Below are 24,252 nucleotides of genomic sequence, written 5' to 3'. Positions count from 1 at the left end.
TCGCATGGTACCTACGCGGCATGTCCGTCGCGCTGCGCCAACAACTGTCCCTGCGGAAGACTCGCCCGGAGACCTCGTTCGGGCCGTTTCGCCCGTTGCCCGCCCTGCCCTGGCTGATCATGGCGGCGGCGCTGCGGATCGTCGGCTACGGCAATCTCGGCCTGATTGTGCCCGCGCTGGCGCTGGCCAACGCTTGCGTGCTGCTCGCCTTCTTCGCGACGGCACGGGACTCGATCCAGGCTTCCGGCGGCCGATCATCGCTCGGCGAATTGACGCTGGCCGAGCAGATCCGACTGTCGCTGTCGATCCTGTGGCGGATCGTGCTCGTGATGATCGTGGCGGCACTCGGCACCGCCGCGATCGGCTTCTCGTGGTTTGCGCCGTATCTCTTGTCGGGCCTCGACGGCATGGCCTTCGATCAGGTCACCCATCTCGGCCGGTTCTGGAGTGCGGCGATCGCGGCGCTGGTGCTGCTGATCATCGTCAATGCAGAAGGCAATGGCGGTCGCGTCGCGCTGTTTGCCGCCGTCAAGGACCTTGGCCGGCACGCGCTCTGGCTTGGCGCGGCGGTGCTCGTGCTGGGCGCGATCAACGTTGCGCTGGGCTACGGGCAGGCGCTTGTGCGCACCGCGATCTGGGACTTCTGGCAAATCTCGATGGTGGGCCAGCCGATCAAGAACCTGGTCTACGTCGTCTTCATCTTCGGCTTCGCGATGCTGCGGCTGTGGATCACATTGTCGATCCTGACCTTCGGCCTGAAGCAGTCTTACGCCCGCAGCGGCTAGCTAGCAGCAGCGACCGGCGCCTCGTCGAACAGGCCGTAGACCCGTTCGGCCTTGGCAAATCCCGCGATCGGAAACTCGCCGAGATCGCTCCAGCCGCCGTCGCTGATGCCGGCGAAGCGCTCCGAGGCCACCACGGTGCGGCCGAGACGGCCGGCGATCTTCTCCAGCCGCGCGGCGAGATTGACCGCCGGACCGATGCAGGTGAAGTCGAGCCGGTTGCCGCCGCCGATATTGCCGTAGAGCACGCGCCCGAGATGCAGCGCGAGGCCGAAACGGAAGCGTTCGACGGCATCGCCGTTGGCGAATTGCAGCGCCTCGACGCCGGCGCGGGACGCGCGCGCGGCCTCCAGCACGCGTGAGCAGACCTGCACCTCGTCGCCGAGATATTCGTCGACCGGGAACACCGCGAGCAGGCCGTCGCCCATGAATTTGAGCACTTCGCCGCCATGGTCGCGGATCGCGGTGACCTGGCAATCGAAATAGAGGTTGAGGATCTCCACCACCGTCTCGGCCGGCAGGCGGTCCGACAGCGCGGTGAAGCCGCGCAGGTCCGACAGCCAGATCGCGGCATCCATCGTATCGGCATGGCCGCGCCGGATCTGGCCGCCCATGATGCGCTCGCCGGCACGGTTGCCGACATAGGTGTCGAGCAAGAGCGAGGCGGTGCGGCGCAGGGTGATGATCTCGATATAGCGCGCCAATGGCACGGCGATCGACCGGATCGCATCGAGCTGCTCGTCGGTGAAGCCGCCCGGCTGCCTGGTGGTCCAGCTCGAGGCATTGACGAAGCCGTCAGTATAGACCAGCGGCACGGCGATGTAGTCGGTGACGCCTTCGGCCTGCAGGTCCACGACGATCGGAAACCGGGCGCTTGCGGGATCGTCGAGCCGCGCGCGGACCTCAATGCCCTGCCTGAAGACGGTCGACAGCGGGCTGACGGCAAATTCCGGAGAGTCGAGGATGTTGTGATCGACGGTGCCGGTTTCGACCTCGGCGCCGGGCTTCCAGAAGAAATGGCGGCCATAGATCTCCGGATGCAGCGTGCGCACGAAGACGCCGATGCGCCACAGCGGCAATCCGGCCCGCACCAGCCGTTCGCAGCATTCCGCCATCATCTGCGGCGGGGTCGGCGCCGACCGCGCGCCGCCGATCATCCACTCGATGATGTCCCGAAGCTCCGACGCATTCATGGCATTCCCCCAGGGCGGTCTGGCGACCGCCACTATATAGGGGATCAGCGCCCGGTCTGCCCGCGGTCGCGCAGAAAATGATCGGCCAGCACGCAGGCCATCATGGCCTCGCCGACCGGCACCGCCCGGATGCCGACGCAGGGGTCGTGGCGGCCCTTGGTCAGGATGTCGGTATCGACACCCTTGCGGTCGACGGTCCGGCGCGTGGTCAGGATCGAGGACGTCGGCTTGACCGCAAAGCGCACCACCACCGGCTGGCCGGTTGAGATGCCGCCGAGGACGCCACCGGCATGGTTGGACAGGAAACGCGTTCCGTTGTTGCCGGTCCGCATCTCGTCGGCGTTCTCCTCACCCGACAATTCGGCGGCGCCGAACCCGGCGCCGATCTCGACGCCCTTGACCGCGTTGATGCTCATCATCGCCGCCGCCAGGTCGCTGTCGAGTTTGGCGTAAATCGGCGCGCCGAGCCCGGCCGGCACGCCCTCGGCGACGACCTCGATGACGGCGCCGATCGAGGAGCCGCTCTTCCTTATGCCGTCGAGATAGCTTTCGAAGAACGCCGCCTTGTCCTTGTCGGGACAGAAGAACGGGTTGTTCGCAATCTCGTCCCAGTCCCACTTCTCGCGGTCGATCTTGTGCGGCCCCATCTGCACCAGCGCGCCGCGCACCTTCACCTCGGGCAGGACCTTGCGCGCGATCGCGCCGGCCGCGACGCGGGTCGCGGTCTCGCGCGCGGAGGAGCGTCCGCCGCCGCGATAGTCGCGCAGGCCGTATTTCGCTTCATAGGTGAAGTCGGCGTGGCCGGGGCGGAACTTGTCCTTGATCTCGGAATAATCCTTCGAACGCTGATCGGTGTTCTCGATCAGCAGCGCGATCGGCGTGCCGGTCGTCACCTGCACCCCGCTCTCCGGATGCGCCATCACGCCGGACAGGATCTTCACCGCATCCGGCTCCTGGCGCTGCGTGGTGAAGCGCGACTGGCCGGGGCGGCGGCGGTCGAGGTCGTGCTGGATCTCCTCCATGGTCAGGGGGATCAGCGGCGGGCAGCCGTCGACGACGCAGCCGATCGCGACCCCATGGCTCTCGCCGAAGGTCGTGACGCGGAACATATGGCCGAAAGTATTGAAGGACATGGCGTGTCGTAACGCGCAGGGTCGGCAGCGTCAAACGAGTTTCATGGCCCCAAAGACGCGGGTGGCCGGGCGCCCTTAACTATACTTCCGCAACCCCGCCGCGCCGAACACATAGACCGCCCCCTGTTCGATAGTGAGCTCGGCGGCCGAGGCCGTGGTCTCGAAGCCGAGCGCCACCATCAGCGCCCGCGCCGTGCCGCCATGGGCAACCGCGACCGTGTCTGCCGTCACCGAGCTATACCAGTCAGTCATCCGCACCTGGACGTCGACATAGCTCTCGCCGCCGGTCGGCGACACCGTCCACTTCTCGGCCAGGCGGCGGGCATACAGCACGGGATCCGCAGCCTGCGCCTGCGCCAAGGTCGAGCCCTCCCACGTCCCGTAGCCGATCTCGCGCAGTCGCCTGTCGAGGGCGTAGTCGCCGGGCGGCAGACCGAGCTCGGCGCGCACCAGCTCCATGGTGGCGCGCGCCCGGATCAGCGGGCTCGCGACGAACGGCACCGTCGTCTTGTCACGGCCGTCGCGCGCCAGGAGATCGGCGAGGATGCGCCCGGCATGCGCGGCCTGGGCGCGGCCGCGCTCATTGAGGGCGATGTCCTGCACGCCCTGGAGCCGGCCTTCGGCGTTCCACGCGGTCTCGCCGTGGCGGATGTAATAGATCGTCGGTACCGGCATTCCCGTAACGGCTGGTCCCTGCTGAGCGAGAGATGTCGGCCGCCTCAAGGCTTCCACGCTTCGAATTTTTTCGGCCCCGAGGTACACCAGCACTTCGGCCGGCGACAAGCCCAAATCGGTCGCGGCTTGGGCGGTATGCGCGCAGATCGGCGCAAACGGAATAGCCACGCCGCCAGGGTGTTATGTTGGACAAGGCGGCTATCGCCGCGACCATCGAAGACTGGGATGCATGACCGCGTTTCGTCAAAGTGTCGAAGCCATGATTCCCGCGCTGCGCCGCTATGCGCGCGCGCTGGCGCGTGACACGGATATCGCCGACGATCTGGTGCAGGACACGCTGGTGCGGGCGCTGCGCTCGGAGCGGCTGTTTCTCGGCGGCGACGTCAGGAGCTGGCTCTACACGATCCTGACCAATCTGAACAAGAATCGCCGGCGTTCGCTGGCGCGGCGGCCGGCGTTCGTGCCGCTGCTCGACAACAATGCCGACGCCAGCGGCACCGAGGCCGAGGGACGCGACATCGAGCGCGCGCTGTCGACGCTGGTCGAGGAGCAACGCTCGGTGCTGCTGCTCGTCATGCTGGAGGGCATGAGCTACCGGGAGGTCGCCGACATCCAGGGCGTGCCGATCGGCACGGTGATGTCCCGCCTCGCCCGCGCCCGCGCCCATGTCCGGGCCTCGATCGAGGGCCAGCGCCCGGCGCTGCGGCGGGTGAAATGATAATGTGCGCGATGGCCGGCATGATGCATGAACGATTTTCGAACAAGATTTGGCAGAGACGACTGATATGACCGACCCCAACATTCCCGTCACCGAAGACGAGCTGCACGCTTACGTCGACAACGAGCTGCCGGCCGAACGCCGCGGCGATGTCGAGGCGTGGCTTGGCACGCATCCTGACGACGAAGCGCGGGTGCAGTCATGGCGCGCGATGGCCGAGACATTGCATGCACGCTACGACACCGTGCTGGACGAGGCGGTACCGAAACGGCTCGAGCTCGAGCGGCTGGTGCGCCAGCCGCGCCGCTGGATCTATGGCGCGGTGGCGGCGACGCTCATGGCCTTCGTCGCCGGCGGCGGCGCCGGCTGGATCGCGCGCGGAGCGGCGGCGACGCCGTCGGCCTTCCAGAGCTTCACGGTCGATGCGCTCGATGCGCATCGGCTCTACGTGGTCGAGGTCCGGCATCCCGTCGAGGTGCCCGGCAGCGAGCGCGACCACCTGCAGCAATGGCTGACCAAGCGCTGCGGCTGGGACGTCCGCGCGCCGGAGCTGACCGGGCTGAAGCTGGTCGGCGGCCGCCTCTTGCCCGGACCGAGCGGCCCGGCGTCGTTCCTGATGTATGAGAGCACGTCCGGCGAGCGCTTCACGGTCTACACCGCCAAGGTAAAGACCGAGGCGACCCAGATGCGCTATGCCGTGCAGGGCAGCGACGGCGCACTGTTCTGGGCCGATCGAGGCGTCGCCTATGTCGTCAGCGGCGGCGCCGATCGCACGCGCCTGACCCAGGTCGCGCAGGCCGTCTACGATCAGATGGAGAAGAGCGGCGGGTGATCTTCCGTAATTTTACGGAAGATCAGGTCGTCGAAATTGCGTCATTTCGAGTAAGTGAATCCAGCCTCACTCAGCGTCCCAATTCCGACATCGAAAACTTCGATTCGCGTCATCGACGCGTCTCATTATCGCACCGGATGCTCACGCGAAGATGATCCGCGCCCGATCCGCCGATCGGCGCACGCGGCCTCGATTGGGGTTTTGTGTACCGCGCTGGTCCCCCTCTCGAGGCCGCACTCCTTTTCCGTCATCCGATCTGCACGCCGCAGACCTCGGACGGCCAGTCATCCTTTGTGACGCGCTCGCAATGCCCGCGTCTACCCCGATAGACTCCGGGGTAGTTGCAGTTTCGCGTCTTCGCGTCTTTGGGGCGCGCTCTCGGCGGTCAGCCGAGATCGCTGCGCGGATTATAGGGGTTACGATCCCGCCACGTCTGCATCAATGCCTCAAGCTCGGCATCGTTCCCGTCGGGAAGGATGATGCGGGTCGTGACGTAGAGATCGCCGACAACGCCTGCCTTCGATAGCCCCTTGCCCTTGACGCGGAAAGTACGGCCGCTCGAGGTGTTTTTGGGGATCGACAGTTCGACCGCGCTGCCGAGCGTCGGCACGCGGACCTTGCCGCCCAGCACGGCCTCGTAGAGGGTGATGGGCAGGTCGATCCGGAGATCGTTGCCGTCGACCTTGAAGAACGGGTGCGGGGCGATCGAGATCGTGATCAGGAGATCGCCGGGCGGATGGCCTTGCGCGGTCTCACCCTGCCCCTTTAGCCGGATCTGTTGGCCCGCAGCGACCCCGGGCGGAATCTTGACGTTGAGCTCGCGGCCGGTCGGCAGGCGGACGCGCTTGTCTCCGCCCCTGACCGATTCCTCCAGCGACACCGTCATGGCGACCGAAAGATCGAGGTCGACGCCGACCCCGCCGCCGTCAAACTCGAACGGACTGGCCCGGCCCGCGCGGCCGCCGCCGCCGCGAGCGGCATTGCCGAACATGCTGTTGAGGATGTCCTCGAAGCTGCCGCCGCCCGTGCCGCCGCCGGGCCCAGAGCGGAAACTGTACTCGAAGCCGCCCGGACCGGCACGGCCGCCGGCGCCGCCACCAGGGAAACCCTGGAAGCGCGGCTTGCCTTCGGCATCGATCTCGCCGCGGTCGAACTGCTTGCGCTTGTCCTCGTCGCCGACGATCTCGTTGGCCGTGTTGATCTCCGCAAAGCGGGCCGCCGCCTTCGGATCATTCTTGTTGTTATCCGGGTGATGCTTCTTGGCGAGCTTGCGATAGGCGCTCTTGATCGTCGCAGCGCTAGCGCTCCGCTGCACCCCCAAGACCTCATAGGGGTCGCGCATCCGTCACGTCTCCTTCACGGGAAAAATCAGTCCTGGCCGGGAACCCGTCCGGGCCCACTTTGCCTTCATGTGGGGGCTCAGTGGCATTTTTGCAACTAGTCCGGCTTCACCGGAATTCTCAGGATTTTCTCCAAGGCTTCAGGCTATGGATTTCCCACCGCCCTTGTCCAGCCTTGCACGCGGCACCCTGCAGCCAGCTCTCGGTGGCTCCATTGACGTAGCTGGCAAGGAAATCCCGGCACGTCTTGCCATCCTCGCCCGAATAGGCCTGGGCCAGCGGCGTCACCGAACCGCGCGCGCCGGTTTCCGGATTTTCCCAAGGCTGGCTGGAATCCTTGTCGCCCTTGGTCAGCACGTCGGAGGCGGCATTGCGGGCGAAGGCGAGATCGCTGTCGGTCGGCATCACGGCATTGACCTGGGTCGGGCTGATCGAGCCCGTCACATCCTTGTCGTCGATCTTGGCGAAGGCGTCGCTGCGCGACAGGCTGCAGCCGCTTGCGCCGACGCCGATCAGGATCAATGTCACCACCGCGCCTGCGGGGTGGATCGCCGATAGGCCAACGCGCCCCCATGCCCTATATAGGGCTAGTAACGCGCTTTCAGACGCGGGCGGATGCAAATCGGGACTCCTGACATGACCGACACGACCTCCATCAAACACCCGACACCGTTAACATCGGGTGATTTCACCGCGGCGGAGGAGCCGTTCGCCCTGTTCGCCGAATGGTTTGCGGAGGCGGTCAAGTCCGAGCCGAACGATCCGAACGCGATGGCGCTTGCGACCGTCGATCCCGACGGCCTGCCCGACGTGCGGATGGTGCTGATGAAGGGCTTCGATGCCGACGGCTTCGTGTTCTACAGCCATATTGCAAGCGCCAAGGGCCGCGAATTGGCCGCAAATCCTAAGGCCGCTTTACTCTTCCACTGGAAATCGCTGCGCCGGCAGGTGCGCATCCGCGGGCCGGTCACGCCGGTGACCGATGCCGAGGCCGACGCCTATTTCGCCACGAGGCCGAAGCAGGCACAGATCGGCGCCTGGGCCAGCAAGCAGTCGCAGCCGCTGGAGAGCCGCTTCGCCTTCGAGCAGGCGATCGCCAAGACCGGTGCGAAATACGTCATCGGCGAGGTGCCGCGGCCGCCGGGCTGGAGCGGCTGGCGGATCACGCCGCAGCGCTTCGAGTTCTGGCACGACCGCCCCTACCGCCTGCACGACCGCATCGAATTCCGCCGCGACGGCGGCGACAGTGCCTGGTCGAAGGTACGGCTCTATCCCTGAAAGCTGCGACCGTCGTGGCCGGGCGAAAGCGCGAAGCGTGTCTTCGTGTAAGATGACCCCGGCCATCGACGTCTTGATCCCAAGTCATCCCAAGTCGTTCGAAGGCGTGGATGCCCGGCACGCCGCCGTGCATGACGAAAACGAAAGAAACCGTCGATGCCCCACCCATCCAATGCACCGCGGCGCACGCTGCTCCTGACCGGCGCAAGCCGCGGCATCGGCCATGCCACCGCGATCCGGTTCTCGTCCGCCGGCTGGCGCGTCATCACGCTGTCGCGGCATGCGTTTCCCGAGGTCTGCCCGTGGGGCGCCGGGCCGGAAGATCACATCGAGGTCGACCTCGGCAGCCATGACGACACCGTGCGCGCGATCTCCGAGATCCGCAGGCGGCTCGAGAACGATGAACTGCACGCGCTGGTCAACAACGCCGCGATCTCGCCGAAGGCTGCGGGCGGCGGCCGGCTCGGCACCATGGACACCGACATCGAGACCTGGACCCACGTTTTCCACGTCAACTTCTTCGCGCCGATCATGATCGCGCGCGGGCTGCTCGAGGAGTTGAAACACGCCAAGGGCGCGGTGGTGAACGTCACCTCGATCGCCGGCTCGCGCGTGCATCCGTTTGCCGGCGCGGCCTATGCGACGTCGAAGGCCGCGCTCGCGGCGCTGACGCGCGAGATGGCATCGGACTTCGGCCGCGTCGGCGTCCGCGTCAACGCGATCGCGCCGGGCGAGATCGATACCTCGATCCTGTCGCCGGGCACCGAGAAGATCGTCGACCAGCAGATCCCGATGCATCGCCTGGGCACGCCGGACGAGGTCGCCAAGATCATCTACGTTCTCTGCACGGAAACCAGCTCTTACGTGAACGGTGCGGAGATCCACATCAACGGTGGTCAGCACGTCTGAAGCTGGGAAAGAGCCGTATTTCGGGGAAGGAAGTTTTGAGGCGATCCCGGCCGCCGCCGCGGCCGTCATTGGGATTGCTTCACTTGCAGGCGTAACAAACGCAAACGAGGCTTCTGCCTCCGAGGCTTCGGCCTCTAGTCTGCGTAGAACCGACGCGACTTCTTCTCGGGCTGCCGCAGCGCGACGTCATTCAGCGCGCTGGAGCATTCGTCTTCGTCCTCGCCATCCAGCAACGCAGCGCCACAGTAACGGCAAAGTGTCGGCGAGATCGCCTGCACCTTGCCTGCTGCGCGGTCCTGTTGATAGCGCGCAAAGTCGATGACGTTACGCCGTGGCGTTATGATCTTCTCAACCATTGCTGTCCTCCGGCTTCGAGGCGGGCGTTATCGCAGACAAGTTTCGCCCAAACGTTCAGCGCAACGCTCAAATTTTAGCAGAGGAAATAAGGCAGAAAGCGCGTCCCAAAACGCGACGTGTGGAACCGGTTTACAGCCACTTCTTCCACTTGAAGATCCAGTACGGCACAACGGCCGCAATCAGCATCAGCACCAGTGCATACGGATAGCCGTGGGCCCATTCGAGTTCCGGCATGATCTTGAAATTCATGCCGTAGATCGAGGCAATCAGCGTCGGCGGCATCAGCACCACCGCCATCACCGAGAACAGCTTGATGATGTTGTTCTGTTCCAGATTGACCACGCCGAGCATGGCGTCGAGCACGAAGGTGATCTTGTTGGAGAGATAGGAGGCGTGGTCCGTCAGTGAGGCCACGTCACGCTGCATGGTCTTGAGCTGCTCGCGCATGTCCTTGGACCATTTCACGCCCTCGACCACCGCGGAGAGGAAGGTGACGAGGCGGCCGATCGAGACCAGGCTTTCGCGAACCTTGGAGGTCAGGTCGCCCTTGCGGCCGATCGCGATCAGGATCTGCGAATATTGCTTGGCGTGGCCGTGGCGCTCGCTCTCCGGCTCGAAGATGTCGTGAGACACCTGGTCGATATCGGCTCCGCAGCGCTCCAGGAGATCGGCGCAACGGTCGATCACAGCGTCCAGCAGTTCCATCAGCACCTGCTCGCCGGTGATGCCGGGGGAACAGGCGCGGGCCAGCTTGTTCTCGACCAGCGCGAAAGGTTTCGGCAAGTCGTAGCGTACCGTGACCAGGCGATGGCTGGTCAGGATGAAGGTGACCGCCGTGGTGCGCGGCATGTCGGTGTCGGACTGGCACATCAGCGTCGCGGTCATGTAGCGGGCGCTGTTCTCGATATAGAGGCGGCTGGAGATCTCGATCTCCTGCATGTCTTCCCGGGTCGGCACCGCGATCCCCGCGAGCTTCTCGACCGCCCGGTCCTCCTCCACCGTCGGATTCACCAGATCGACCCAGACCGCTCCCTCGGGCAGCGCGCCGAGGTCGGTCGCGGTGGCCTTCTTGAGCGAAAACTCGGACGGAACGAACACCGACAGCATCACGAACTCCACGAAACAGGGCTGGCAGGACCCGCCGACTTAGCGCGATTCTGGGGGGCGCTTCATGACCGGGGCATTAACCGGGCATCCATACTTGTGGCGGCCAGGCGGCAGTGACGTGGCGCCGACTCGTCGACCGTTGCCTGTTTGCACAAAAACCAACCCGGCGCCAGAACAGTTGCGGCAAAAAAGCCACAGACGACGTCCCGCGATGCGGGAAAGGCATCTAAAGTCTGGGAATAATGGCGCGTTTCAGCAATACTGCCCTCATGGAATCGTGGCGTTTGGGGCGTAATAGTGGCGCTTTCGGGCGCGGATTTTCGATTGGAATGTAATCATGTCGTCGCTCAAAGTTACCTTCGGGATTCTGGCCGCGGGCCTGATGTTGTCAGGCTGCATGCAGGCCACAACCTATGAGGCAACCAATACCTCGAACTTCAAGCCGCGTGACAAGGAACTCCTGGCCAAGACCACCTACGTCAAGACGCCGGTGGCTGAACCGTTCCGCCGCGCCATCGTCGAGTATCACCGCAAGGAAGCCCCCGGCTCGATCGTGGTCGATTCCGACAACCATTACCTCTATTACGTGCTGAACGACGGCAAGGCGATCCGCTACGGCATCACCGTCGGCGAGGAAGCCATGGCCTGGTCCGGCATCGCCAAGGTCGGCAGCATGACCGAATGGCCGGCCTGGCACCCGACCCCCGGCGAAATCTCGCGCCTCGGCGTCCCGACCTTCGTGGCCCCCGGCCCGGACAATCCGATGGGCTCGCGCGCGATGTATCTCTATTCGGGCGGCAAGGACACGCTGTTCCGCATCCACGGCACCAACCAGCCGGAATATATCGGCGCGTCGATCTCCTCGGGCTGCATCCGCATGACCAACGAGGACGTCATCGACCTCTACAACCGGGTCAAGCTCGGCACCATCGTCGTGGTGCTGGAGCCAAAGCACGGCGACTCGCCCTACAAGCCGCAGATGGCCCTGCAGGGCGGCGGCGGCACGACCTACTGATCCCATCGCGATCGCGATCAAAAGCGCCGGCTTTGCCGGCGCTTTTTTGTTGGCTGCGTCTTGGTCTCGGCGCTGCGGTCAGGCGCAGCCGCATCATCTGATTTTGTGCCGTCCGGCTTCTTGCCGGCGTCAGACTTGCCGTGGTCAGCCTTGCCTTGGTCAATTCTGGGTGCGTCTGTCTTCGACGCGTCGGATTTGGCGGCGACCTCGCGCGGCGGCGCCTCTTCGGGGCGCTCGGCCGGCAACAGCGGCGCGACTTGCGGCAGCGGGTCGTCCACGTTCCACTGGCAGATCCGGTAATTGTTGCGACGCTCGATCAGGTCGAGATGGATGTGGTCCTCGTGGTACCAGTCCGAGCCCGGCCCGAGCACCGTGGAGAAGCGGGCGCAAACCGAGTGCAGCACCGTCTCGCGCAGATCACGCGGCACGCTGCGGTCAGTCAGCGAGATCGACTTGCCGTTGGCGAGACCGAGGGCGCGCACGTCAAGCGCATTGGCGCGGCCGTGCTCGGAGAGCTGCGCGCCGGCGACCCGATTGCGGCCGCGGCATTCGAACGAGTCGAAATTGTCGAGATTGCTGATCCCGCCCCCGAGGCTCTGCGCGAGCGGCGCGATATCGGTGCGGACCCAGTCGACGACCGCAGCGGCCATCTTGCAGCGGAGGATCGCCGCGGGCTTGACCGCGACCTTGCGCTTGTCCGCCAGCACGATCGCCTCGAGCCGCACCAGATCCTCGCCGCCGCAGCCCCCGGCGCCGTGAATATCCGGAACGCTCGGGGCAATCGCGATCTCCTCGGTCAGGGCCTGCCGGCAGGCCGAAAGCTGCGGCGCGGCGGGCTCGGCCGGCTTTGCCGCCTCAACCGGCTTGGCCCTCTCGCTCGGCCTGGCCGCCTCAGTAGGCGCGGCCGGAGACTGCGTCTCGGCCGCGGGCGGCTCGGGCTCGGTTGCCGCCGGCGCGTGGGTTGGCGCCTGCGCCGGGCGCGGCTTCGGCAGCGGCACCGCCGAGCGGCGGACTGCCTTGTGCGGCCTTTGCGGCCGGGTGCCGAACAGATCGTCCCACGGAAAGCTGGGCGCGCGGCGGGCGGCCTCGGCGGGGCCTGCTTGCATGCCAAGGCAAAGCAGCAGGGCGGCGGCGGTAACCATTGCCGCGCCCCCGCGACGAAACGCGCCAACAGGCCATTTTCGGCTTGCTTTCTCCGCGCTAAAGTTCATGTCAGTTCCATGATTTTACTGCCGGCCGTCCAAGATGCCGGCGGATCATGCGTGAGGATCGAGGAGGGATTTGCGTATGCTTGGTTTGATGCAAGATTGGCCCTTGCTGTGTCACAAGATTATTGAGCACGCCGCCAAATATCACGGCACGCAGGAAGTCGTGACGCGGTCGGTCGAAGGCCCCATTCATCGCACCACCTACGCTCAAATCCATGCCCGCGCACTGAAGGTCTCGCAGAGCCTGGAACGCGACGGCATCAAGCTCGGCGACCGCGTCGCCACCATCGCCTGGAACACCTGGCGCCACCTCGAGGTCTGGTACGGCATCATGGGGATCGGCGCGATCTGCCATACGGTCAATCCGCGCCTGTTTCCGGAGCAGATCGCCTGGATTGTCAACCACGCCCAGGACCGCATCGTCATCACCGACCTCACCTTCGTTCCGGTGCTGGAGAAGATCGCAGGCCAGCTGCCGAGCGTCGAGCGCTACGTGGTGCTGACCGACAAGGCGCACATGCCGCAGACCACGCTGAAGAACGCGGTCGCCTATGAGGACTGGATCGCGGCATCCGACGGCAAGTTCGAGTGGAAGACCTTCGACGAGAACACCGCGGCGGCGATGTGCTACACCTCCGGCACGACGGGCGATCCCAAGGGTGTACTTTATTCGCACCGCTCCAACGTGTTGCACGCGCTGATGGCCAACTCGAAGGACGCGCTCGGTACCTCCGCGTCGGACACAATGCTTCCGGTGGTCCCCTTGTTCCATGCCAACAGCTGGGGCATCGCCTTCTCCGCGCCGTCGATGGGCACCAAGCTCGTGATGCCGGGCCCGAAGCTCGACGGCGCCTCGGTGTACGAGTTGCTGTCGACCGAGAAGGTCACGCACACCGCCGGCGTGCCGACGGTGTGGCTGATGCTGCTGCAATACATGGCCGCCAACAACGTCAAGCTGCCGGATCTGCAGATGGTGATCTGCGGCGGGTCGGCGATGCCGCGCTCGATGATCAAGGCGTTCCTCGACATGGGCAGCCAGGTGCGCCACGCCTGGGGCATGACCGAGATGAGCCCGCTCGGCACGCTGGCGACGCTGAAGCCGCCGTTCACCGAGCGCACCGGCGAGGAGCGGCTCGACATCCTGCAGACCCAGGGCTATCCGCCGTTCGGCGTCGAGATGAAGATCACCGACGATGCCGGCAAGGAGCTGCCGTGGGACGGCAAGACCTTCGGCCGTCTCAAGGTCTCGGGCCCGGCGATCGCCAAGGCCTATTTCCGGGTCGACAGCAACATCCTCGACGGTGCCGGCTATTTCGACACCGGCGACGTCTCGACGATGGACGAGCACGGCTACATGCGGATCACCGACCGCTCCAAGGACGTGATCAAGTCCGGCGGCGAATGGATCTCCTCGATCGATCTCGAGAACCTCGCGATCGGCCATCCGGCGGTCGCGGAAGCCGCCGTGATCGGCGTCCATCACCCCAAATGGGATGAGCGGCCGCTGCTGATCGTGCAACTCAAGCAGGGCCAGAGCGCCACGCGCGAGGACATCCTGAAGTTCATGGACGGCAAGATCGCCAAATGGTGGATGCCCGACGACGTCGCCTTCGTCGACGGCATCCCCCACACCGCGACCGGCAAGATCCTGAAAACGGCGCTGCGCGACCAGTTCAAGGACTACACGTTCCCGACCGCCGCGGCGTGACGCAACACCAGAAATCGTAGCCCGGATGGAGCGAAGCGCAATCCGGGGTTCGGCGATCGACGGAAGGACCTGCCCCGGATTTCGCGGAGCCTGTCATCGGGCGCGCGTTCGCGCGACCCGTTGGCTCCATCCGGGCTACACAATTGCTGCGGCGTGAACGATCCGGGTTGACGCCGCAGCCCGGCAGGAGCGTGAAGCGCGTCTTCGGCCAGTTGGCCCGGGCACGACGGCCCATCCAAGGCGCTTCGACACCCAAATCCCTTGAATTCGCCGCAGGTCCGTGGTCTCACACGACTGATCGCGGCGGCCGAGGTCGCCTGAGGACATCTCAACCGGCAGATTTTTCGACGATGGCGCGCAGGTTTTCCGCTCCCTACCAGCAGGAGCCCGTGTCCGGTCTCGCCACCTGGTCGCGCAACCTTGCCATCTTCTCCGTCGTCGCGGTGATGGTCTCGATCCTGATCGTCCGCTTCGGGTTCCTGGAGGTCAAACCGGCGCTGGCGACCTTCTTCGGCGCGCTGGGCCTGGCCGGCCTGTCGATCCTGCTTGGGCTGGCCGCCTTTGCCGCGATCTGGCAGAACGGCACCCGCGGCATGGGCCGAATCCTGCTCGCGCTGCTGATTGACGCGGCGATCCTCGCCTACCCGGCCTACCTCATCTATCAGTACCGCAAGCTGCCGCGGATCTACGACGTCACCACCGACGCGATCGACCCGCCGAGGTTCGAGGCGCTGGCGCGGCTGCGCACCGGGGAAGGCACCAATCCTGCCGCCTATGCCGGCCTCTATTCAGCCGAGAAGCAGCGCGCGGCCTATCCCGATATCGAAACCGTCGAGCTCGAAACCCCGGTCGACCGCGCCTATGAGCTGACGCTGCGGCTGGTGAACCGCCGCAAATGGCTCGTCATCGACGCGCGCGCGCCGCAGCCGCCGCGCCGCATCGGCCGCATCGAGGCGGTGGCGCGGACGCCGATCATGGGTTTCCGCGAGGACGTCTCGATCCGGGTCACGCCTGACGACGAGGACTCCCGCGTCGATATCCGCTCGGCATCGCGCTATTTCGACACCGATCTCGGCAGCAACGCCGCCCGCGTCAAGAAGCTGATCGAGGATCTCAACACCGCCGCCGAGAACGACAATTCCAAGCCGGCGAAGAAGGCCGCTCCTGTCGCGCCAAAGGCACCGCCGGCGAAGACGGTGAAGAAATAGCGCCCTACGCCATCCGGTACGTCCCGCCGATCACGGGATCGCCATCCGTCGCCACGACACCGCGCGCGACGAGGTCCTCCAGATGCGCCAGCACCGAATAGCCGGCGGCATTGGCGAGCCGCGGATCGAGCCCGATATAGATCGCCCGCACCATGGTGGGGATGTCGGCCTCGCCCTTGCCGAGGCGATGCAGGATCGATGCCTCGCGCGCCCGGCGATGCCGCGCCAGGAAACGGACGTAGCGCGGGCCTTCCGGAATCTCCGGGCCGTGGCCGGAGAAATAGAGCTGCTCGGGCCGCTGCTCCAGCCGCTCCAGCGAGGCCATGTAGTCGATCATCGAACCGTCCGGCGGCGCCACGATCGAGGTCGACCAGCCCATCACATGGTCGCCGACGAAATTGATGCTGCGCTCGGTCCAGGCGAACGCCAGGTGATTGGCGGTGTGGCCGGGGGTGGCGACCGCCTCCAGCGCAAAGCCCGCCCCCTCGATGACGTCGCCATGCTTGACCTGCACATCGGGCCGGAAATCGCGGTCGGCGCCGGATTCCGGATTGTGCTTCTCGCTCTCGAAGCGCGGGCGCGAGGCGCGGTGCGGTCCCTCGGCATAGACCGGCGCGCCGGTCGCGGCCTTGATCCGCGGCGTGTTCGGCGAATGGTCGCGATGGGTATGGGTGACCAGGATATGCGTCACGGTCTCGCCCTTGACCGCATCGAGCAGCGCCTTGGCATGCGCCTCGTCGTCGGGACCGGGATCGATGATCGCGACCTTGCCCTCGCCGACGATGTAGCTGACCGTGCCGGTGAAGGTGAACGGGCTCGGATTGTTGCAGAGGACACGGCGAACGCCGGGGCGGACCTGTTCGACCACGCCGGGCTTCAGCGGAAAATCGCGGTTGAACGGGATATCGTCGTTGTCGGCCATTTTGGAATTTCACTCCGACGTCATTCCGGGGCAGCCCGACAGGGCTGAACCCGGAATCTCGAGATTACGGGTTCGATGCTGACGCATCGCCCCGGAATGACTGTGAAAGGATTTACGAGAACGCCTGGATGCCGGTGATCGCGCGGCCGAGGATCAGCGCATGGACGTCGTGCGTACCCTCATAGGTGTTCACCGTCTCGAGGTTCGCGGCGTGACGCATCACGTGATACTCGATCTGGATGCCGTTGCCGCCGTGCATGTCGCGCGCCATACGGGCGATGTCGAGCGACTTGCCGCAATTGTTGCGCTTGACGATCGAGATCATCTCGGGGGCCATCTTGCCCTCGTCCATCAGGCGGCCGACGCGCAACGAGGCCTGCAGGCCGAGCGCGATCTCGGTCTCCATGTCGGCGAGCTTCTTCTGCACCAGCTGGGTGGCGGCGAGCGGCCGGCCAAACTGCTTGCGGTCGAGCGTGTATTGCCGCGCGCGATGCATGCAGTCCTCGGCGGCGCCCAGTGCACCCCAGGAGATGCCGTAGCGGGCGCGGTTGAGGCAGCCGAACGGACCCTTGAGGCCGGAGACGTTGGGCAGCAGCGCGCTTTCCGGCACCACCACATTGTCGAGCACGATCTCGCCGGTGATGGAGGCACGCAGCGAGAGCTTGCCGCCGACCTTCGGCGCCGACAGGCCCTTCATGCCCTTCTCGAGGATGAAGCCGCGGATCTGGTTGTCGTGCGCGGCCGACTTGGCCCACACCACGAACACGTCCGCGATCGGCGCGTTCGAAATCCACATCTTGGCGCCGTTCAGCTTGTAGCCGTCGGCGACTTTCTCGGCGCGGGTCTTCATGCCGCCGGGATCGGAACCGGCATCCGGCTCGGTCAGGCCGAAGCAGCCGACCCATTCCCCGGTCGCGAGCTTGGGCAGATATTTCTTGCGCTGGTTTTCGTCGCCATAAGCGTAGATCGGATACATCACCAGCGACGACTGCACCGAGTTCATCGAGCGATAGCCGCTATCGACGCGCTCGATCTCGCGCGCCACGAGGCCATAAGCCACGTAGCTCGCATTGGCGCAGCCATACTCCTCGGGCAGCGTCACGCCGATCAGGCCGAGCTCGCCCATTTCGTTGAAGATCTCGCGGTCGGTTTTCTCTTCCAGATAGGCCTTGGTGACCCGCGGCAGCAGCTTGTCCTGCGCATAGGCCCGCGCAGTGTCGCGGATCAGGCGCTCGTCTTCGGTGAGCTGGTCGTCGAGCAGGAACGGATCATCCCACTGGAAGCTGGCGGCAGCCGGCTTGTCCTTGGCCTGGGGGCGCACGCTCATGAAACATCCTTTCGCATCGTCTATCGGAAATTGGCGGATAAATTAAAGCGCTATGCTGCGAAGCGCAATTGGTGATCCTTTCACCGTCACTCCGGGGCGCGCACCAGCGCGAACCCGGAATCTCGAGATTCCCCGGAATAACAGCGCTAGCTCTCCAGCTTCTCGTTCGACACGATCTCGATGCCGAAACCTGACAATCCCTTATAGTCGTGCACCGACGAAGTCAGGTGCCGGATCGAGGTGACGCCGAGATCGCGCAGGATCTGTGCCCCGACGCCGACCTCGCGCCACTGCCTGTGGCGATCGGCCTCCGCCGTCTTCTGCTCGCCGACCGGCTCGACCGGAACACCGGCGGCACCATCGCGCAGATATACCAGCACACCGCGGCCGGCGTCCTTGAAGTGCCGCAACACGGCTTCCATTCGCGCCGGCCCGGTGAACAGGTCTTTCACGATGTTGGGCTTGTGCAGCCGCGTCAGCACGTCCCGGCCGTCGCCGATGCCGTTATAGACGAAGGCGGCATGCATGATCTCGTCGAACGGCGAGCGATAGGCATAGCCCTGCAGCGGACCGATCGGGCTTTCGGTGGTGAAGGTCGCGACCCGCTCGATCAGCTTCTCGCGCGCCTGGCGATAGGCGATCATGTCCGCGATCGTGACATGCTTGAGCTTGTGGGCGGCAGCGAATTTCGCGACCTGCTCGCCCTTCATCACGGTTCCATCGTCGTTCATCAGCTCGCTGATGACGCCGACCGGCGGCAGCCCGGAGAGCCGGCACAGATCGACCGCCGCCTCGGTATGGCCGGAGCGCAGCAGCACGCCGCCGTCGCGCGCGATCAGCGGGAAGATGTGGCCGGGGCGCGCGAAATCATTGGCGCCGGCATTGGGATTGGCGAGCGCGCGGCAGCAGGAGGCGCGCTCCTCGGCCGAGATGCCGGTGCCGCCATCGGGCTTGTAGTCGATCGAGACCGTGAAGGCGGTGGTATGATTGGACTCGTTGTGCGCTACCATCGGGTCGAGCCGCAACCGGCGGGCGTCCTCGGTGGTGATCGGTGCGCAGACGATGCCGGAGGTGTGGCGGATGATGAAGGCCATCTTCTCCGCCGTGCAGAACGACGCCGCGACGATCAGATCGCCCTCGCCTTCCCGATCGTCATCGTCGGTGACGACGACGAGTTCACCCTTCGCAAAGGCTTGCAGCACTTCCTGGATCGTATCGGCCATTGTCCTGACATCTCGCTATATGCAGTCAGTGGATTAGCCGGGTTCCGATGTCAGCGCCAGTATCATTATGCAACCCGCCATGCATCCGGCAGGCATTCCAGGAATGCCCGTAGCCCGGATGGAGCGAAGCGCAATCCGGGATATCCCCGCGTGCAAAGTCCCCGGATTTCGCGGAGCCTGTCATCGGGCGCGCGTTCGCGCGACCCGTTGGCTCCATCCGGGGTACAAAACCGGCTCGTCCTACGGCAGCACCTCGCGCCGGTCGCTGAGCTGGACGTCCAGCTCGGCGCGCTTGTCGTCGAGCAGGCCGGCGTCGGCCGCCTCGATCACCGAATAGAGCTCGCCGGCGTCGCTGAGCCGGGTCACCGTCACGTAGTCGGCGCCGGCGCTGTAGAGGTCGTCGACGCCGGTCAGGAGGTCCGCGGTGGCAACGATCCGCGCGGTCGGATTGAGGGCGCGGACGTGGCGCACCAGCTTCTCATTGTCGGCGCCGACCAAGAGGAAGTCTGGCACGCTCAGGATGATGATCTCGGCCTTGCCGATGCCGGCATGAACCAGGGTGTCGACATTGCTGATGTCGCCATAGATCACATGCATGCCGCGGTCGGACAGCGTGCGGAACACCAGCGGGTTGAAATCGATGACGCTGATCTGCTCGAGCAGCGACTGGTTCTGCCGCTCGATCTGGCTGATCAGCGCGCTCGCCGCGCGGAAAAAGCCGAGGATGACGATGCGCCGGATCTCGCCATGTCCGCCCTCGTGCCCGGCCTCGCCGCGGCCCTGGCCTTCCTGGTCGAGGTCGCGCAGCCCGATCCGCTTCAACGGACCGATCAGGCCGCGCACGATCTGGTCGCTGCGCCCCATCGCGAAGGTCGAGAGCACCGCCAGCACCACGAAGGCGAACGAGACCGCACTCGCGGTCTCGGTTCCGATGTGGTTGGCGGCGACACCGGTCTGGATCACCACCAGCGAGAACTCGGAGATCTGCGCCAGGTTGATCGCCGGCAGCAGGCTGGCGCGCAGGCCCTGCTTCATCAGATAGAGCGGCGTGAACGTCGTGATCAGGCGGCTCGCCACCGTGAAGGCCGCGATGACGAGCGCAAGCCAGATCACCGAGAGACCCGGAATCGGGATCGTCATGCCGAGCGCGACAAAGAACAGCGTGATGAAGAAATCCCGCAGCGTCGTGACCTTGGCGGTGACGTCGAGCGCATAGGGAAAGGTCGAGATCGAGACGCCGGCGACCAGCGAGCCCATCTCGCGCGACAGATGCAGCCGCTCGGCGATCTCGCCGATCAGGAAGCACCAGGCGAGCGCGCCGAGCAGCACGAGTTCGGGCCGCCGCGCGATCTGGTGGAACAGCCGCGGCAGCACGTAGCGGCTCAGCACCAGCGCGGTTGCGACCAGCACCGCGACGCGGGCAATCGACAGCAGCACGACACTGATCTGCAGATTGTCCAGGCTCGGCTGCACCGCCAGGAACAGGATCGCGAAGATGTCCTGCAGCACCAGCACGCCGAGCGTGATGCGGCCCGGCAGCGTGTCCAGCTCGCGCTTCTCGTAGAGCACCTTGACGATGATCACGGTCGAGGACAGCGCGCAGGCGACGCAGAGATAAATCGCGTCGAACTTGCCGCCGCCGACCGCAAGCCCGATAGCGGCAAAGAACGCCACGCCGATCAGGCAGCCGCCGATCAGCTCGCCGGCACCGGCGAACAGGATGACCTTGCCGGCACGGATGATCTTCTTGAGGTCGATTTCCAGCCCGATCATGAACAGCATGAAGATCAGGCCGAGCTCGGAGATGACGCTGATCGATTCCTGGGACTTGACCCAGCCCATGCCGAATGGACCAATGAAAAAGCCGGCGATAAGGTACGCCAGTATCAGCGGTTGCCGGGAGAAGTGGGCCAACAGCCCGATCCCCCAGGCAAAGAGAATACAGAGCGTGATATCGGGAATCAGTTCATGCATGCGTCAAAGACTTCCTGTTGCCGCAACCTAGAGGGCCGGGCGTGAGGATCAACCGAGCAATGTGTCACATCCGCGCAGGCGGCATTTTTCTCGCAGTTTTGCTCTGCCTGCTCACCGTGCGCATGTCAGAGGCGCTAGCACAATCCACCGGAAGTATTGAACAAAATTTTGCGAGCTCGTTGACGGCGGTGCCATCGGAGGGCCTCACCGCCTCCGGTGCATTCTACGTGCCGGTGTATTCCAGCGTGTCGATGAGCCAGGGCAAGCTCAGGGCCGATTTTTCGGTGACGCTCAGCGTGCACAACGCCTCCGAGACGAAGCCGCTGGTGCTGAAGCGGATCGCCTATTTCGACACATCAGGCAAGATGGTGGAGAGCTACCTCAAATCGCCGGTCGCGCTAAAACCGTTTGCGACCGTCGAGGTCGCGATCGCCACGACCGATACCCGCGGCGGCACCGGCGCGAATTTCGTGGTCGATTGGGCGGCCGCCGGCGACATCGCGGAACCGGCGGTCGAGGCCCTGATGGTCGGCAGTGTCGGCGCAGGGCACTACGCCTTCATCAGCCAGGGCCGGCCGATCCGGTTGGCCGGCAAGAACTAACCTCATGGAAGGCCGCGCGGCCTTCTCAACGATAACAACACGGAGCGAAACATCCATGTCCACCTCAGCCCAGTTCGACTTTGCACCGCTGCTCCCGGCCGGCCTGCCTGCGCCGGCCGCACGCTGGACCGGGCTCGCCAAATACAGCTTCGTCGGCGGCAACAACGATCCCGACCAGGTCCCGGTCGACGGGCTGCTGGAGGCGGTCAACGCCGTGTTGAAGCGCGAGGGCAGGAATCTCGCGACCTACAATCTCGCGCACGGGCCGCAGGGCTATCTGCCGCTGCGCCAGTTCCTGACCGAGAAGCTGAAGCGCGACGCCGGGATCGCCTGCACGGCGGACGAGATCATGATCGTCTCCGGCTCGCTGCAGGCGCTCGATCTGGTCAATCACACATTGCTGGCCAAGGGCGACACCGTGCTGATCGAGCAGGAAACCTATCAGGGCTCGCTGAACCGGCTGACGCGGCTTGGCGTCAATGCGGTCGGCATCCCCCTCGATGGCGATGGCATAAGGATCGATGCGCTGGCCGCGGCGCTCGCCGATCACAAGCGGCGCGGCATCACACCGAAATACATCTACACCATCCCGACGGTGCAGAACCCGACCGGCTCGATCCTTCCCGAGAGCCGCCGCGCCGAGATGCTGAAGCTGTCAAGGGAATACGGCGTGCCGATCTTCGAGGACGATTGCTATGCCGATTTGATCTGGAGCGGCGAACGGCCGCCGGCGATCTATGCCATGAGCAAGCATGGCGGCGTGATTCATATCGGCTCGTTCTCCAAATCGATCGCGCCTGCGCTGCGGGTCGGCTTCATCGTCGCGCCCTGGGAGATCATGTCGCGAATGCTGCCGCTGAAGACCGACGCCGGCTCCGGCGCGCTGGAGCAGATGGTGCTCGCGGAATATTGCGCGCCGCATTTTTCGACCCACGTGCCGCGCCTGACCAAGGGCCTGCGCGCCAAGCTCGACACGCTGATGGAGGCGCTGAACGAGCAGTTCGGCACTGCGGCCGAGTTCGCGGCGCCGAAGGGCGGCATCTTCCTCTGGGTCAAGCTGCCCGACAATGTCGACACGTTAAAGCTTTATCAGGCGGCGCTTGCCGCCGGCGTCTCGATCAATCCGGGACCGGAATGGTCGACCAGCAAGGCCCATTCCGGCAGCCGGCTCCGCCTCTGCTTCGCCAGCCCCTCGCACGAGCAGATCCGCGAGGGCGTCGCCGTGCTGGCCGAGGTGTGCCGCAAGGAGTTCGGCGTGCCGGCGCGCAGCAGCAATGTGGAGAAGCGCGGCTAGCTGTCTCGCTGGCCGGAAGATGGATTGCTTCGCTTTGCTCGCACGGGGTAACCCGTCTCGACGTCATTGCGAGGAGCTCGCGACAAAATTGCAAAGCAATTTGCGCTGAAGCGACGATGCAATCCACGTTTCCACTTGCACGAAGTCTCACCTCACCGAGAACGGCGCCTGATAGGGCCGGCCGAACGGCACGCCGTTGACCACGGTCTGCACCGGCTTCAGCAGCAGATTGCCGTCGCGCTTGTTGTTGCGGGTATCGACGAAGGAGACCGGACCTTCGACGAGGTCCATGATCGCGACGTCGCCGGGCGCGCCACGCTGCAACGTGCCGATCTTCGGGGTGCGGTTGATGATCCGCGCCGGCACCGAGGTCGCCATCGCCACCACCTGATCCAGCGACGAGCCCATCGCGAGGAACTTGCTCATCACGTTCGGCAGGAACGGGATGCCGGGCGAGTTGCCCGAGAAGACGTGGATGTCGGAGGAGATCGTATCGGGGGTGCAACCAGCGGGGATCGCGATCTCGGCCACCGTGAAATCGAAGCTGCCGCCGCCATGGCCGACGTCGAACAGCACGCCGCGCTGCTTGGCCGCGAGCGCCGCCGGCAACAGCTTGCCCTCCTGCACGATATTGGTGAAAGCGCCCGACATGTTCGGCGCGCCGGAATAGGCATGGGTCAGGATATCGCCCGGCCGCAGCAGATTGAGGATGTCGGCCATCAGCTCCCTGGTCTCGACGCCGCCAATATGCACCATCATCCGCGCCGGCCAGCCGCACATCTCGCAGGCCTGGATGCCGCGCTTCAGCGGCTCGAGGCCATGCTTGAAGATGACGTTTTCCGACATCCGCACCTTGACCCCGATCAGGAAGTCCGGGTTCTCCGCCAGCGCCATCGCGCAGGCTTCGACCTGGGCGTTGTCGATGTTGTAGAGCTCGGCCACCGGGAATGCCGACAGGCCGTTGTTGGCGATATGGACGAAGGCGTAGATCCGGGCCCGCGATTGCGCCACGATGAAGCGCCGCAGCGCCGCGAGATTGTTGACGCCGGCGTCGCCCGCCGAGACCACCGTCGTGGTGCCCTGGAATTGCACCAGTTCGTCGGCGGGAATGCCGATCGCCGATCCGTAGGGGTAGACGTGGCAGTGCAGATCGACCAGGCCCGGCATCACGAGCTTGCCCGAGGCGTCGATGGTCTTGCCGGCGCGGGCAGCCGGGATCTCGTCTTCGATCGCCTCGATGATGCCCCAGCGGATGCCGATGTCGCGCTTGCCGCGCAGCGACTGGCTGGGATCGATGACATCGCCGTTCTTGATCACGAGGTCGAACTTGTCGTCCGGCCCCATCGCCGCAGTGGCCGGCCCGGCGAGGGCTGCGGCAGCGGCCGATCCCGTCACTTTCAAAAAATCCCGGCGTGAAAATTCGCTCACGGCAACGTCCCCCCGAACA

The 24,252-nt window shown here is 65.2% G+C and carries 23 protein-coding genes; 10 read left to right on the top strand and 13 right to left on the bottom strand.

Features of this window, described 5'->3' with window-relative positions; all coding sequences use genetic code 11:
• The first annotated feature begins 20 nt into the window (after positions 1-20).
• Complete coding sequence (locus QJT82_RS11720) at positions 21-785, top strand: hypothetical protein (protein WP_245288666.1); 765 nt, start codon at positions 21-23, stop codon at positions 783-785.
• On the opposite strand, the gene QJT82_RS11715 is transcribed toward QJT82_RS11720, so the two are convergent.
• From QJT82_RS11715 to QJT82_RS11705, 3 genes are all read right to left on the bottom strand, one after another.
• Entirely contained in the window at positions 782-1,975 is a 1,194-nt protein-coding gene (locus tag QJT82_RS11715; protein WP_028339509.1) for an adenylate/guanylate cyclase domain-containing protein, read from the bottom strand. The genes QJT82_RS11720 and QJT82_RS11715 overlap by 4 nt on opposite strands.
• Before the next feature lie 44 nt (positions 1,976-2,019).
• Positions 2,020-3,108, bottom strand: a complete 1,089-nt coding sequence (gene aroC, locus QJT82_RS11710) for a chorismate synthase (protein ID WP_028339510.1) — start codon at positions 3,106-3,108, stop codon at positions 2,020-2,022.
• Between the two features lie 75 nt (positions 3,109-3,183).
• Positions 3,184-3,783, bottom strand: coding sequence for a histidine phosphatase family protein (locus QJT82_RS11705; RefSeq protein ID WP_028339511.1), 600 nt, complete (start codon positions 3,781-3,783; stop codon positions 3,184-3,186).
• A 229-nt stretch (positions 3,784-4,012) separates the two neighbouring features.
• Between QJT82_RS11705 and QJT82_RS11700 the strand changes: the two genes are divergently transcribed.
• Positions 4,013-4,501, top strand: coding sequence for a sigma-70 family RNA polymerase sigma factor (locus QJT82_RS11700; protein WP_016844579.1), 489 nt, complete (start codon positions 4,013-4,015; stop codon positions 4,499-4,501).
• 67 nt (positions 4,502-4,568) lie between these two features.
• Positions 4,569-5,333: an anti-sigma factor gene (locus tag QJT82_RS11695; protein ID WP_028339512.1), complete on the top strand. Its 765-nt coding sequence runs from the start codon at positions 4,569-4,571 to the stop codon at positions 5,331-5,333.
• Between the two features lie 385 nt (positions 5,334-5,718).
• Here QJT82_RS11695 and QJT82_RS11690 read toward each other — a convergent pair whose 3' ends face one another.
• Together QJT82_RS11690 and QJT82_RS11685 are read right to left on the bottom strand one after the other, a co-directional pair.
• Positions 5,719-6,675 carry a J domain-containing protein gene (locus tag QJT82_RS11690; protein ID WP_028339513.1) on the bottom strand — a complete coding sequence of 319 codons (957 nt, stop codon included), beginning with the start codon at positions 6,673-6,675 and terminating at the stop codon, positions 5,719-5,721.
• 118 nt (positions 6,676-6,793) lie between these two features.
• The gene (locus tag QJT82_RS11685; RefSeq protein ID WP_028339514.1) at positions 6,794-7,201 is read right to left on the bottom strand and encodes an RT0821/Lpp0805 family surface protein; all 408 of its coding nucleotides are present in this window, start codon (positions 7,199-7,201) and stop codon (positions 6,794-6,796) included.
• 108 nt (positions 7,202-7,309) lie between these two features.
• Here QJT82_RS11685 and pdxH point away from each other — a divergent pair, with 108 nt between their 5' ends.
• Positions 7,310-7,951, top strand: a complete 642-nt coding sequence (gene pdxH / locus QJT82_RS11680) for a pyridoxamine 5'-phosphate oxidase (protein ID WP_028339515.1) — start codon at positions 7,310-7,312, stop codon at positions 7,949-7,951.
• A 156-nt stretch (positions 7,952-8,107) separates the two neighbouring features.
• Positions 8,108-8,860, top strand: a complete 753-nt coding sequence (locus QJT82_RS11675; protein ID WP_028339516.1) for an SDR family oxidoreductase — start codon at positions 8,108-8,110, stop codon at positions 8,858-8,860.
• A gap of 134 nt (positions 8,861-8,994) precedes the next feature.
• Here the strand turns inward: QJT82_RS11675 and QJT82_RS11670 are convergent, their stop codons facing one another.
• Both QJT82_RS11670 and QJT82_RS11665 read right to left on the bottom strand, forming a co-directional pair.
• Complete coding sequence (locus QJT82_RS11670) at positions 8,995-9,216, bottom strand: hypothetical protein (protein ID WP_063607063.1); 222 nt, start codon at positions 9,214-9,216, stop codon at positions 8,995-8,997.
• A 130-nt stretch (positions 9,217-9,346) separates the two neighbouring features.
• Positions 9,347-10,324 carry a magnesium transporter CorA family protein gene (locus QJT82_RS11665; protein ID WP_028339517.1) on the bottom strand — a complete coding sequence of 326 codons (978 nt, stop codon included), beginning with the start codon at positions 10,322-10,324 and terminating at the stop codon, positions 9,347-9,349.
• Between the two features lie 337 nt (positions 10,325-10,661).
• Between QJT82_RS11665 and QJT82_RS11660 the strand changes: the two genes are divergently transcribed.
• The gene (locus QJT82_RS11660) at positions 10,662-11,339 is read left to right on the top strand and encodes a L,D-transpeptidase (RefSeq protein WP_028339518.1); all 678 of its coding nucleotides are present in this window, start codon (positions 10,662-10,664) and stop codon (positions 11,337-11,339) included.
• A gap of 17 nt (positions 11,340-11,356) precedes the next feature.
• Here QJT82_RS11660 and QJT82_RS11655 read toward each other — a convergent pair whose 3' ends face one another.
• Positions 11,357-12,481 carry an extensin family protein gene (locus tag QJT82_RS11655; RefSeq protein ID WP_245288667.1) on the bottom strand — a complete coding sequence of 375 codons (1,125 nt, stop codon included), beginning with the start codon at positions 12,479-12,481 and terminating at the stop codon, positions 11,357-11,359.
• Positions 12,482-12,626: 145 nt separating this feature from the next.
• Between QJT82_RS11655 and QJT82_RS11650 the strand changes: the two genes are divergently transcribed.
• Positions 12,627-14,255 (top strand): fatty-acid--CoA ligase, encoded by a 1,629-nt coding sequence (locus QJT82_RS11650; RefSeq protein ID WP_028339520.1) that lies wholly within the window; start codon positions 12,627-12,629, stop codon positions 14,253-14,255.
• A gap of 350 nt (positions 14,256-14,605) precedes the next feature.
• Positions 14,606-15,463: a DUF1499 domain-containing protein gene (locus QJT82_RS11645; RefSeq protein ID WP_028339521.1), complete on the top strand. Its 858-nt coding sequence runs from the start codon at positions 14,606-14,608 to the stop codon at positions 15,461-15,463.
• 4 nt (positions 15,464-15,467) lie between these two features.
• Here the strand turns inward: QJT82_RS11645 and QJT82_RS11640 are convergent, their stop codons facing one another.
• From QJT82_RS11640 to QJT82_RS11625, 4 genes are all read right to left on the bottom strand, one after another.
• Positions 15,468-16,385, bottom strand: coding sequence for an MBL fold metallo-hydrolase (locus tag QJT82_RS11640; protein ID WP_028339522.1), 918 nt, complete (start codon positions 16,383-16,385; stop codon positions 15,468-15,470).
• Positions 16,386-16,497: 112 nt separating this feature from the next.
• Positions 16,498-17,712 (bottom strand): acyl-CoA dehydrogenase, encoded by a 1,215-nt coding sequence (locus tag QJT82_RS11635; RefSeq protein ID WP_028334515.1) that lies wholly within the window; start codon positions 17,710-17,712, stop codon positions 16,498-16,500.
• A 146-nt stretch (positions 17,713-17,858) separates the two neighbouring features.
• Positions 17,859-18,935 (bottom strand): 3,4-dihydroxy-2-butanone-4-phosphate synthase, encoded by a 1,077-nt coding sequence (ribB, locus tag QJT82_RS11630; protein WP_028339523.1) that lies wholly within the window; start codon positions 18,933-18,935, stop codon positions 17,859-17,861.
• A gap of 240 nt (positions 18,936-19,175) precedes the next feature.
• Positions 19,176-20,909 carry a cation:proton antiporter gene (locus tag QJT82_RS11625; protein WP_028339524.1) on the bottom strand — a complete coding sequence of 578 codons (1,734 nt, stop codon included), beginning with the start codon at positions 20,907-20,909 and terminating at the stop codon, positions 19,176-19,178.
• Between the two features lie 122 nt (positions 20,910-21,031).
• On the opposite strand from QJT82_RS11625, the gene QJT82_RS11620 reads away from it, so the two are divergent.
• Complete coding sequence (locus QJT82_RS11620) at positions 21,032-21,511, top strand: DUF3124 domain-containing protein (protein WP_051447769.1); 480 nt, start codon at positions 21,032-21,034, stop codon at positions 21,509-21,511.
• A gap of 55 nt (positions 21,512-21,566) precedes the next feature.
• Positions 21,567-22,805 (top strand): PLP-dependent aminotransferase family protein, encoded by a 1,239-nt coding sequence (locus QJT82_RS11615; protein WP_028339526.1) that lies wholly within the window; start codon positions 21,567-21,569, stop codon positions 22,803-22,805.
• A gap of 147 nt (positions 22,806-22,952) precedes the next feature.
• Here the strand turns inward: QJT82_RS11615 and QJT82_RS11610 are convergent, their stop codons facing one another.
• A complete protein-coding gene (locus QJT82_RS11610; RefSeq protein WP_028339527.1) occupies positions 22,953-24,233 on the bottom strand; it encodes an amidohydrolase/deacetylase family metallohydrolase in 1,281 nt (426 codons plus the stop codon).
• Between the last annotated feature and the right edge of the window lie 19 nt (positions 24,234-24,252).

Source organism: Bradyrhizobium sp. Mp19 (assembly GCF_029952935.1).
GTDB classification, from domain to species: domain Bacteria; phylum Pseudomonadota; class Alphaproteobacteria; order Rhizobiales; family Xanthobacteraceae; genus Bradyrhizobium; species Bradyrhizobium elkanii.
The sequence above is the reverse complement of the archived record's forward strand: the minus strand, read 5'-3'. Positions and strand labels throughout refer to the sequence as shown.